This window comes from Acidisphaera rubrifaciens HS-AP3 (assembly GCF_000964365.1).
In the GTDB taxonomy this organism is placed as follows: Bacteria; Pseudomonadota; Alphaproteobacteria; order Acetobacterales; family Acetobacteraceae; genus Acidisphaera; species Acidisphaera rubrifaciens.
On sequence record NZ_BANB01000066.1, the window covers coordinates 1 to 11,977 of the forward strand.

The window sequence follows — 11,977 nt, forward strand, 5'->3', positions numbered from 1 at the left end:
GCGGTGGCGCAGAAGGCGGTGGACATCGCGCGCATCCAGATGCAGGCCGGCACCGCCGACGTGACCGCGATGCTGCAGGCACAGGTCACGCTGTATGCCGCCGACGATACGCTGGTGCAGGTGCGCCTTGTGCGCCTGCAATCCCTCCTCAACCTCTACAAGGCGTTGGGCGGCGGCTGGTCGGCGCCCGCCGGGGGGATCGAGGACGCGTTTCCCGGCCTGTCGCCGGGACCGGTGCCCGGCGGCGTGGCGCTGCCGGTGGGCGGCAACCTACGCTGACGGCGGATGGACGGCGGCCCGCAGAAAAGGATCACGGCGCATGGACGTGCTGCCGCGCGCGGATGACGACAGACGGCTCGCCCCGCCGCGACGCGGCGGCTGGCGGCGCGCGGGGATGGCGGTCCTGTGCCTGCTGCTCGCGGCCGGCATCGTCTGGGCGATCGCGTTCTGGCCGCGCCACGACCCGGCCGCCGCGCGCGCCGCCCCGCCCGTCCCGGTGGTCGCGGCGACAAGCAGGCGCGCCGACGTGCCGGTCTGGCTCGACGGGCTGGGCACGGTGCAGGCATCGGCGTCGGTCAGCATCCATGTGATGGCCGACGGCCCGCTGGTGGAGGTGGATTTCCACGAGGGGCAGCACGTGCATCGCGGCGAGCTGCTGGCGCGCATCGACCCGCGCCCGTACCAGGCGGCGCTCGATCAGGCGACGGCCAAGAAGGCGCAGGACGAGGCGACGCTCGCCAATGCGCGGCTCGATCTCGCGCGCTACGAGAAGCTGGCGAAGAATGCCTATACCAGCGCGCAGACCGCCGACACGCAGCGCGCGACGGTGGCGCAGCTGGAGGCGCAGCTGCGCCAGGATCAGGCGCAGGTCGACACCGCGCGCACCAACCTGTCGTACACGACGATCACCGCGCCGATCGACGGGCGCGCGGGGTTCCGCAGCGTCGATGTCGGCAACATCGTCCATCCGACCGACACCACGCCGCTGACGGTGATTTCGCAGATGCGCCCGGTCGACGTGGTGCTGACCTTGCCGCAGCAGGATCTGCCGGCGATCAGCGCGGCGATGGCGGCCGGCGCGCCCGAGGCCGTGGCGATGCGCGACGCGGCGGACGGCGACGCGGCGGACGGCGACGCGACGCCGCTCGATCGCGGCACGCTCGCCGTGCTCGACAACAGCGTCGACAGCGCGACCGGCACGATCCGGCTGAAGGCGACGTTCCCCAACGCGCGCCGCGCGTTGTGGCCGGGCGCCTTCGTCACCGTGCGGGTGCATGTCGCGACCTTGCGGCAGGTGGTCGTGGTGCCGCCCGGTGCGGTGCTGCGCGGGCCGGCGGGCGCGTACGTGTATGTCATCGACGATGCCGGCATCGCGCATCGCCGCGCGGTGACGACGGGGCACGCGGACCTGCATGCGATCGTCATCACCGCCGGCCTGGACGCCGGGCAGCGCATCGCGGTCGAGGGCGCGGCGCGGCTGTCGGACGGGGCGCGCGTTTCGGTCATGCCGGACGCGGCGGGGCCGGACGCGGCGGGGCCGGTCCCGGATGGGGCGCCAAACGGGACGCCGGATCGGACGCCGGATGGGGCGCGCGCGCCCGGATGAACCTGTCCGGGCCGTTCATCGCCCGCCCGATCGCGAGCTGGCTGCTGGCCGTCGCGGTGCTGCTGGCAGGCGTGCTCGGCTATCGCGCGCTGCCGGTCGCCGCCTTGCCGCAGGCGGATTTCGCGACGATCGAGGTGCGCACGCGCCTGCCCGGGGCGGATGCGCGCACGATGGCGCTGCTGGTCACCGCGAGCCTGGAACGCCAGCTCGGGCAGATCCCGGGGCTGGCGCTGATGACCTCGCAGAGCCGCGCGGATTCGAGCGACATCACCTTGCAGTTCGACCTGTCGCGCGACATCGACAGCGCGGCCGAGGACGTGCAGGCGGCGATCAACGCGGCCGGTGCGACCCTGCCGCCGAACCTGCCGTATCCGCCGACGTACAACCTCGTCAATCCGGCGGACGCGCCGGTGCTGACGCTGGTGCTGACGTCGGACGCGGTGCCGGTCGCGCGCATGAGCGACGCGGCGGACACCGTGCTGCAGCCCCGGCTGTCGCAGATCGCGGGCGTGGGGCGCGTGACGGTGGTGAGCGGGCTGCGCCCGGCGGTGCGGGTGCAGGTCGATCCGGCGCGGCTGGCCGCCTATGGGCTGTCGATGGCGGACGTGCGCACGGCAATCGCGAACGCCAACGCCAACGGCGCCAAGGGCGGGTTCGACGGGCCACGGCAGGCGACGGCGGTGGGGGCGAACGATCAGCTCGCCAGCCCCGACGCCTATCGCCGCCTCGTGCTCGCCTGGCATGACGGGGCGGCGGTGCGGCTGGGCGACGTGGGCAGCGTCGCCGCCGGGCTGGAGAATGCCGACAGCGCGAGCTGGTACCTGCATCCCGGTGCACCGCCGCGCCCGGCCGTCGTGCTCGACATCCAGCGCCGGCCCGGCGCCAACATCGTCGCGACCGTCGCGCGCATACGCGCCGCCCTCCCCGACCTGCAACGTGCGATCGGCGGCGACGTGCGCATCACCGCGGTCGCCGACCGCACGGCGACGATCCGCGCGTCGGTGCGCGACGTGCAGCTCACGCTGCTCGCGGCGGGCGGGCTGGTGGTGCTGGTCATCCTCGCTTTCCTGCGCTCGCTGCGGGCGACGCTGATCCCGGCGGTGGCGCTGCCGCTGTCGATGGCCGGCACCTTCGCGGTGATGGCGCTGCTGGGCTATTCGTTCGACAACCTGTCGCTGATGGCGCTGACGGTCGCGACGGGCTTCGTCGTGGACGACGCCATCGTGATGATCGAGAACGTGGCACGGCTGATCGAGGCGGGTGAGACGCCGCTGCGCGCGGCGTGGCTGGGCAGCGCGCAGATCGGCTTCACCATCGTCTCGCTGACGGTGTCGCTGATCGCCGTGTTCATCCCGCTGCTGTTCATGACCGGCATCATCAGCCGGCTGTTCCACGAATTCGCGGTGACGCTGTCGGTCGCCGTGATCGTCTCCGCGCTGGTGTCGCTGACGATCACGCCGATGATGTGCGCGCGGCTGCTGCGTCCCGCACCGGCGGCGGCGCCGGGGCGGCTCGCGCGGTGGTCGGCGTCCGCCTTCGACGCGACGCTTGCCGCCTATGCGCGCAGCCTGCGCTGGTCGCTGCGTCACGGGACGCTGATGCTGATCATGGCGGCGGCGACACTGGCGGGGACGGTCGCGCTGTACGTGGTGGTCCCCAAGGGCTTCCTGCCGCGGCAGGACACGGGGCTGATCCAGATCACGACCGAGGCGGCGCCCGATGCCTCCGCCGCGCGGCTGGCGGCGTTGCAGGCGCGCTATGCCGCGCGGGTCGCGGCCGATCCGGCGGTCGCCGACGTGATCGCGTCGTCGGGCGGCGACGCGACGAGCGCCAATACCGGACAGATGAGCGTCACGCTGCGCCCCGTCGGCGAGCGCGACGCGCTGGGGCGCGTGCTGGCGCGGCTGGCGGCGGACGCGCGCGACATCCCGGGCCTCGGCGTCTATCTGCAGCCGGTGCAGGACATCCAGATCGGCACGCGGCGGGCGCGCACGCAGTATCAGTACACGCTGACCGACACGGACGCGGGCGAGCTGGCGCGCTGGGCGCCGCGTCTGGTGGCGCGGCTGGCGCGGTCGCCGGTGCTGCGCGACGTCGCGAGCGACGCGCAGGACGACGGCTGGCGGGTGGTGGTGCAGGTCGATCGCGACCTCGCCGCGCGCTACGGCGTCACGATGCAGGCGATCGCCGACGCGCTGTACGATGCGTACGGGCAGCGGCAGGTTAGTACGATCTTCGCGCAGGCGAACCAGTACCGCGTGGTGCTGGAGGCGGATCGGGCGTGGCGGAGCGACGCGGGGCGGATCGGCGCGCTGCGTGTCGCCGGGCGCGGCGGCGCGCAGGTGCCGCTGGCCACGATGGCGCGCTTCACCACCGGGGTGGCGCCGCTGGTGATCAGCCATCAGGCGCAGTTTCCGGCGGTGACGATCGGCTTCGACCTGGCACAAGGCGCCTCGCTCGGCGACGCGGTGACGGCGATCGGCGCGGCGCGGGCGGCGATCGGGCTGCCGGCGGCGATCGACGGCGATTTCGCGGGCGACGCGGCGGAGTTCCGCCGCTCGCTCGCCGCCGAGCCGTGGCTGATCCTCGCCGCCGTGGTGGTGATCTACATCGTCCTCGGCGTGCTGTACGAAAGCTGGGTGCATCCAGTGACGATCCTGTCGACGCTGCCCTCGGCGGGGATCGGCGCGCTGCTGGCGCTGCTGGCCTGCGGGCTCGACCTGTCGCTGGTGGCGCTGGTCGGCATCGTGCTGCTGATGGGCATCGTCAAGAAGAACGCGATCATGGTCGTGGATTTCGCGATGCAGGCGCAGCGCGCGGGCATGACGGCGCGGGCGGCGATCGAGGAGGCGGCGCTGCTGCGCTTCCGCCCGATCCTGATGACGACGGCGGCGGCGCTGTTCGGCGCGCTGCCACTGGTGCTCGGCCGTGGCGCGGGGTCGGAGCTGCGCTATCCGCTGGGCGTGACGATCGTGAGCGGCCTGCTGCTGAGTCAGTTGCTGACGCTGTACACGACGCCCGCGATCTACCTCGCCTTCGAGCGGCTGGCGGCGCGGCGCGGCGTGCGGCGCGCGGCCCAGGTAAGCGGGGCGGCGGAATGAACCTGTCGCTGCCGGCGATACGGCGGCCGATCGCGACGTTGCTGCTCGCGCTCGGGCTGCTGCTGTCGGGCGCGGTTGCCTATCGCGCGCTGCCGGTCGCGTCGCTGCCGCAGATCGACATCCCGACCATCGTCGTGCTGGCCGCGCGGCCTGGCGCCGATCCGGAGACGATGGCAAGCTCGATCGCGGCCCCGCTTGAACGCCGGCTCGGCACCATCCCGGGCGTGATCGAGCTGACGTCCACCAGCACCGCCAGCAACACGTCGATCGTGATCGTGTTCACCATCGACCGCGACATCGACGCGGCGGCGCATGACGTGCAGGCGGCGCTGAATGCCGCCGCGACCGACCTGCCGGCGGACATGCCGACGCGGCCGTTCTATCGCAAGATCAACCCGTCGGAGTTTCCGGTCGTCACCTATGCGCTGACGTCGGACACGCTGAGCCTGCCGCAGATCTACGACGCGGCGGACAGCATCCTGGCGCAGCGGCTGGCGCAGGTGCCGGGCGTGTCGCAGGTGCTGATCAGCGGCGCGGCGCCGCCGGCGGTGCGTGTCGCCCTCGATCCCGCGCGCCTGGCCGCGGCCGGCGTCGCGGCTTCGGACGTCCGTAGCGCGATGCAGGACGCGAGCGTGCTGCGCCCCACCGGACACATCAGCGGACGGCTGCATGACGAGGCGATCGTGCTCGACGGGCAGTTGCACGCGGCGCGGGACTGGGCGCCGCTGGTGATCCGCGCGGGGCCCGGCGGCGTGCTGCGGCTGCGCGACGTCGCGGCGGTCACCGACGGCGTCGCCAACGCCCGTCTCGCGGCATGGGAAGGGCGATCGCCCGCGATCCTGGTGAGCATCAGCAAGGACGCGCAGGCGAACGTGCTGGCGACCGCCGACCGGGTGGCGACGATCCTCCCGCAGCTGATGCGCTGGATGCCGCCCGGCATCCGCGTGACCGACGTCGCCGACCGCACGGTGACGGTCCGCGCCAGCATCGCCGACGTGCAGATCACCTTGCTGATCACCGTCGTGCTGGTGCTGCTGGTCGTGTTCGCCTTCATGCGGCGGCTGCTGCCGACGCTCGCCGCCGGGGTCGCGGTGCCGCTGTCGATCGCCGGCACGCTCGGCGTGATGTGGTGGATGGGCTATTCGCTGAACAATTTCTCGCTGATGGCGATCACGCTGTCGGTCGGCTTCGTCGTCGACGACGCGATCGTGATGATCGAGAACATCTACCGCTTCCGCGAGCGCGGCGTGGCGCCCTGGCCGGCGGCCGTGGAGGGCGCGCGGCAGATCGGCTTCACGGTGATTTCCATCAGCCTGTCGCTGATCGCGGTGTTCATCCCGGTCCTGTTCATGGGCGGGGTGATCGGGCGGCTGTTCCGCGAGTTCTCCGTCACGGTCGCGGCGGCGATCGTCGTCTCGGCGGTGGTGTCGCTCACGCTCACGCCGATGATGTGCGCGCGCTTCGACCGCGACCGGCCGCCGCCGCGCGGGCTCGCGGGACGGCTCGACCGCGGCGCGGACGGCGCGTTCCGCGCGCTGCTGCGCGGCTATGCGCGCAGCCTGGATTGGGCGCTGCGCCATCCGGTGTTCATGCTGCTGGTGATGGCGGCGACGGTGGTGCTGACGATCCGGCAATACGGCGCGGTGCCGAAGACGCTGCTGCCGGAGCAGGACACCGGGCTGGTCATGGGCACCACCATCGCCTCGCCCGACACCTCGTTCACGGCGATGGCGGCGAAGCAGCAGCGCGTGACCGACGTCATCCTCGCGGACCCGGCGGTGCAATCGACGGGGTCGGTGGTGGGCGTCACGACGGGATGGGGTGCCGCCAATCGCGGCACGCTGTACGTCACGCTCAAGCCGGTGCCCGACCGCCACGGCGTGACGGCGCAGCAGGTGATCGACCGACTGCGCCCGCGGCTGGCGGCGATCGGCGGGATGCAGACCGTGCTCGCCGCGTCGCAGGAGCTGCGTCCGGGCGGGCGCAGCGGCGCGGGCGAGTATCAGGTGTCGATCGTGGCCCCCGACCTCGCGACGATGCGCCTCTGGACGCTGCGGCTCGCGGACCGGCTGCGCCATGTGGCGGCGGTGGCGGATGTCAGCACCGATCAGGACGAGGCCGGGCCGCAGATGACGGTCGCGATCGACCGCGTGCGCGCCGCCTCCCTCGGCGTGTCCGTCGCCGCGATCGACGAGGCGCTGGCCGACGCCTATGCGCAGCGGCAGGTCGTCACGCGCTACACGGGACGCAACCAGTATCATGTCGTGCTGGAGGCGGCGCCGTCCGTGGTCGCCGATCCGGCGCGGCTCGACCGGCTCTACCTGCCCGGTCGCGACGGGCGGGAGGTACCGCTGTCGGCGGTCGCGTCCTTCGTCCCCGGCACCACGCCGCTGATGGTCACGCACCAGGATCAGATGCCGGCCGGCACGATCAGCTTCAACACCGGGCGCGGCACCTCGCTCGGCGACGCGGAGGCGGCGATCGACCGCACCGCCGACGCGCTGCGCATGCCGCCAGACGTGCATGTCGAATACGCGAGCACGGCGAAGTTCCTGCGGGAGAGCCTGGCGTCGCAGCCGATCCTGATCGGATGTGCGGTGCTGGCGATCTACATCGTGCTCGGCGTGCTGTACGAGAGTCTGATCCATCCGCTGACCATCCTCTCGACCCTGCCCTCGGCCGGCCTCGGCGCGCTGCTGGCGCTGCTGGCGACGGGGCTCGATCTGTCGATCATGGGCATCGTCGGCATCATCCTGCTGCTCGGCATCGTCAAGAAGAACGCGATCATGCTGGTGGATTTCGCGCTGGAAGCCGAGCGCGCGCAGGGGATGACGCCGGCCGCGGCGATCCACGCGGCATGCATCGAGCGGTTCCGCCCGATCCTGATGACGACGCTCGCCGCCATCCTCGGCGCGCTGCCGCTGGCGCTCGCCTTCGGCACCGGGGCGGAGATGCGCCGTCCGCTCGGCGTTTCGATCGTCGGCGGCCTGATCGTCTCGCAACTGCTGACGCTGTACACGACGCCGGTCGTCTATCTCGCGCTGGAGCGGCTGGCGCGCGGAAAGCGGGTGCCGATCGTCGTGCCCGGTGCCGCGGACTAGCGGCGGCGTTCAGTCGCGCAGGCCGAGCGGTCCCTGCTCGGCGAGGTGGAAGGCGGTGTGCAGCAGCGCGAGATGGGAGAATGCCTGCGGGAAGTTGCCGACGAGACGCCGCGCCTTCGGATCGTATTCCTCGGACAGCAGGCCGACATCGTTGCGCAGCGACAGCAACCGCTCGAACAGGGCGCGCGCCTCGTCGATGCGGCCCTGCAGCACCATGTTGTCGGCGAGCCAGAAGCTGCACGCGAGAAACACGCCCTCGCCCGGCGGCAAGCCGTCCTTGCCCTCCTCCGTCCGGTAGCGCAGCACGAAGCCGTCCTCCACCAGTTCGCGTTCGATCGCGGCGACGGTGCCGCGCACGCGCGGGTCGTCATGCGGCAGGAAGCCCACGATGGGCAGCAGCAGCAGGCTCGCGTCCAGGCCCGGCTCGCCATAGCTTTGCGTGAAGGCGCCGCGCGCGGGGCTGTAGCCGTGCGCGCAGACATCGGCATGCACGCGGTCGCGCAGCGCGCGCATGCGGTCGAGCGGCAGATCGAGGCCCATTTCCTCGGCCGAGCGCACGGCGCGGTCGAAGGCGACCCAGGCCATCACCTTGGAGAAGGTGAAGTGCCGCCGCCCGCCGCGCACCTCCCAGATGCCCTCGTCCGGCTGGTCCCAGATCTCGGCGAGATGGTCGAGCAACGCCGCCTGCAGCGCCACGTCCTCGCCGTTGACGGGCAGTCCGGCGCTGCGTGCCTGGTACAGCGCGTCCATCACCTCGCCGTACACGTCGAGCTGAAGCTGGCCGTGCGCGGCGTTGCCGATGCGCACCGGCCGCGCGCCCTGATAGCCGGGCAGCCAGCTCGCTTCCCACTCCGTCAGCCGGCGTTCGCCGCCGATGCCGTACATGATCTGCACCTGCGCCGGGCTGCCGGCGACGCTGCGTTGCAGCCAGGCGCGCCAGGCCGCCGCCTCCTCGGTGTAGCCGGCATGCAGCAGGGCCACGAGCGTGAGCGTCGCGTCGCGCAGCCAGCAGAACCGGTAATCCCAGTTGCGCGGGCCGCCGAGCTGTTCGGGCAGCGACGAGGTGGGGGCGGCGACGATGCCGCCGGTCGGCGCGTAGGTGAGCGCCTTGAGCGTCAGCAGCGAGCGGCTCACCGCATCCTGATACCGGTGCTCGTAGCGCATCCGCCCGCTCCATTCCGTCCAGTACGCGTCGGTCGCGGACAGCGCCGCCGCGGCGTCGAGCGGCTCGGGCATCGGGCGGTGCGACGGGCCGTGGGTGAGCACGAAGGCAAGCCGCTCGCCGGCCGCGACGGTGAAGTGCGCGACGCTCGACATCGCCTCGCCCTCCAGCGGCACCGGGCCGCGCAGCACGACCATGTCGGGCCCGACGACGGCGCGCAGCCCGTGCTCCTCGTGCAGGCGCGTCACCCAGGGCACGGCATCGCCGTAGCCGAAGCGGACGGTGACGTGCAGCGCCATCTCCACGCTTCCGTCCACGCCGTCGATGATGCGCACGACCGACGGGCGCACGCTGCCGGGCGGCATGAAGTCGGTCAGCCGCACGGTGCCGCCCGGCGTGGTGAACGTCGTCTCCAGGATCATCGTGCCGGGGCGATAGCGGCGCGTGATCCGCGCGCCGGTGTCCCGCGGGCCGATGCGCCAGGTGCCGTTGTCGCGCGTGCCGAGCAGGCGGGCGAACAGCGCGTCGCTGTCGAAACGCGGCCAGCACAGCCAGTCGATCGCGCCGTCGCGGCTGACCAGCGCCGCGCTGCGGCAGTCGCCGATCATCGCATAGTCCTCGATCGGCGGCGGCACGTCGTCGTGATCGGTCATGGGTTGGTTCGCCAGATGGAGGAAGGGAACGGACGGCGGCGGGGCCGGCGCAGAATGACGCCGATGCCCATAGATGCAACCGCCGCGGCGTTCAAACCACCATGATGGCGTGAATGTCACCTCGCCGCCCGGTCACGCGCATCGCCACGTCGTCGCGCGCGCCGCGCAGCACGACATCGAGCCGCGCGTCGCCGATGGCGAGTCCGGTCAGCCGCACCTCCGACAGGCAGCGCGGCAGCACCGGATGGTTGAAGATCACGGTGCGCCGTGCCGGATCGAAGGTAATGCCGAGGCACGCCGCCAGCAGGGCCGGCAGCGCCATCGCCGACCAGGCCTGCGGCGCGCAGGCGACCGGGTAGTAGGTCGGCCCCTGCGTATGGCGACGACGGAAGCCGCAGAACAGCTCCGGCACGCGGCGCAACTCGATATAGGTCGAGGCGTCGAACAGCCCGTCGAGGATGCGCGCCGCCTCCAGCCGCATCCCGTAGCGGGCGAGGCCGATGCCGATGAGCGCGTTGTCATGCGGCCAGACCGACCCGTTGTGGTACGACATCGGGTTGTAGCGCGCGGCGCCGGCCGCGACGGTGCGGATGCCCCAGCCGGAGAAGAAACCGCCGTCGAGCAGATGCCCCGCGACGCGCGTCGCGTGATCGTGACGCGCGGTGCCGGTCAGCAGCAGATGCCCGGCATTGGACGCACGCACGAGGCAGGGCCGCTTCTTACCGTCGAGCGCGAGGGCATAGAAATCGAGCGCGGGCGACCAGAACGCGGCGTCGATCTTCTGGCGCAGCGTGTGCGCCTGCTGCGTCAGCGTCTCGGCCCGCGCGACGTCGCCGAGGCGGCGGGCGATGCGCGCGGCGGCGAGACGGGCGGCGTGCGCGTAGCCCTGCACCTCCACCAGCGCGATCGGCCCCTCCGCCAGCGTGCCGTCGGCGTGGAAGATGCTGTCGTAACTGTCCTTCCACCCCTGGTTGGCAAGGCCCGCATCCGTCGCGCGGGCGTATTCGATGAAGCCGTCGCCGTCGGGATCGCCGGGGCCGTCCATCCAGCCGAGCGCGGCGTCGATGTTGGGCCACAGGCGGCGCAGCGTCTCGGTATCGTTGGTGCGGTCGAGATAGGCGCCGGCGAGCATGATGAAGAGCGGCGTCGAATCGACGCTGCCGTAATAGCGGCGGAACGGCACCTCGCCGAGATCGGCCATCTCGCCCGCGCGCGTCTCGTGCAGGATCTTGCCCGGCTCGGCGTCGGAGGCGGCGTCGTAGCCGGTCGCCTGGTTGGCGGCGAGGAAGCCGAGGACGCCGCGCGCGATCTCCGGATCGAGCCACAGCGTCTCCAGCGCGGTGATCAGCGCGTCGCGGCCGAAGGCGGTGCTGTACCACGGGATGCCGGCATAGGGATAAGGTCCCTGCGGCGTGTCGGTGATCAGCATCGTGATGTCGGAGATGGCGCGGCGCATCCCCTCGTTGAAGATCTCGTTCGACGTCACGATCGCCGTCGCGCGCCCCGACGACTGACGCAGCCGCCGGCGCGCGAGGCGCAGGGCACGGCCGAAGCCCACCCGCACCGGCACCGCGTCATCCGCCGCATCGGCAAGGTCGAAGCGCAGGAACAGCGCGAGCGAGCCGCCCGGCGGCAGATCGACATGCCAGACGGCGCGCCCCGCCTCCAGCACGTCCGGCGGCGGATCGAAGGCGACGCGCGTCTCGCGCAGCACGTCGTCGAGCCCGGTATACGCCGCGATCAGCGACGCGCCGTCGACGCGCGGCGGATGCAGCCGGCCGCGCCGCGCACGGCGGCTGCCGCGCACCTCGAACAGATCGGCGAAATCGGCGCCGAGACGCAGCTCGATGTCGAAGCGCTGGCCGGTCACGGCGTAGTTGCGCACGCCGATGCGCTCGTGACAGGTGGATTCGAACAGGAACTTCGACCGCCGCACGTGAATAAGGTCGTGTTCCAGCACCCGCCCGTCGGCGTCGGTGAAGTCCGGGTTGGTCAGGTCGCAGGTGAGCATCGCGTTGTCGTCGCGCAGCGTCGAGCTGAGCACGATCGGCGTCACGCCCGCGACCAGCAGTTCGAGGCGCGAGAGATAGCGCGTGTCGCGGTGGTACAGCCCCTCCGGCCCGCCGGGCAGGCCGCGCATGTCGCCGTTGCGGTCGAACACGGCGAAGGTGTCGCCGTATTTGAGCACGCGCGGCCGCAGCTCCTGCAGGCTCGCCGTGGTGGCGATGGCGAAGGATTCGGGGTGGTCGGCGCCCGCCGTCCGGTCGTCCATCAGATGCGGCCGGTCCGGTCGAGGATGCGCCGCGCCTCGGCCGGGTCGGCGACGCTGCCCCCGGCCGCCGCGATCGCCTCGG

At 72.2% G+C, this 11,977-nt stretch carries 6 protein-coding genes; 4 read left to right on the forward strand and 2 right to left on the reverse strand.

All coding sequences use genetic code 11. The annotated features are described in order from the left end of the window. From B8460_RS20770 to B8460_RS02280, 4 genes are all read left to right on the forward strand, one after another. Window positions 1-279, forward strand: a 279-nt coding sequence (locus tag B8460_RS20770) for a TolC family protein (protein WP_048859947.1), incomplete at its 5' end; no start/stop codon positions are given. Window positions 280-319: 40 nt separating this feature from the next. Next, window positions 320-1,606: an efflux RND transporter periplasmic adaptor subunit gene (locus B8460_RS02270; protein ID WP_052945109.1), complete on the forward strand. Its 1,287-nt coding sequence runs from the start codon at window positions 320-322 to the stop codon at window positions 1,604-1,606. After that, complete coding sequence (locus tag B8460_RS02275; protein ID WP_048859948.1) at window positions 1,603-4,707, forward strand: efflux RND transporter permease subunit; 3,105 nt, start codon at window positions 1,603-1,605, stop codon at window positions 4,705-4,707. The genes B8460_RS02270 and B8460_RS02275 overlap by 4 nt, the downstream gene beginning before the upstream one ends. Next, window positions 4,704-7,808, forward strand: coding sequence for an efflux RND transporter permease subunit (locus tag B8460_RS02280; RefSeq protein WP_048859949.1), 3,105 nt, complete (start codon window positions 4,704-4,706; stop codon window positions 7,806-7,808). The genes B8460_RS02275 and B8460_RS02280 overlap by 4 nt, the downstream gene beginning before the upstream one ends. A 9-nt stretch (window positions 7,809-7,817) precedes the next feature. Here the strand turns inward: B8460_RS02280 and B8460_RS02285 are convergent, their stop codons facing one another. Next, on the reverse strand, window positions 7,818-9,623 hold the full coding sequence (locus B8460_RS02285; protein WP_241771075.1) for a glycoside hydrolase family 15 protein: 1,806 nt from the start codon (window positions 9,621-9,623) through the stop codon (window positions 7,818-7,820). Between the two features lie 91 nt (window positions 9,624-9,714). Next, window positions 9,715-11,895: an amylo-alpha-1,6-glucosidase gene (locus tag B8460_RS02290; RefSeq protein ID WP_048859950.1), complete on the reverse strand. Its 2,181-nt coding sequence runs from the start codon at window positions 11,893-11,895 to the stop codon at window positions 9,715-9,717. Window positions 11,896-11,977: the final 82 nt, after the last annotated feature.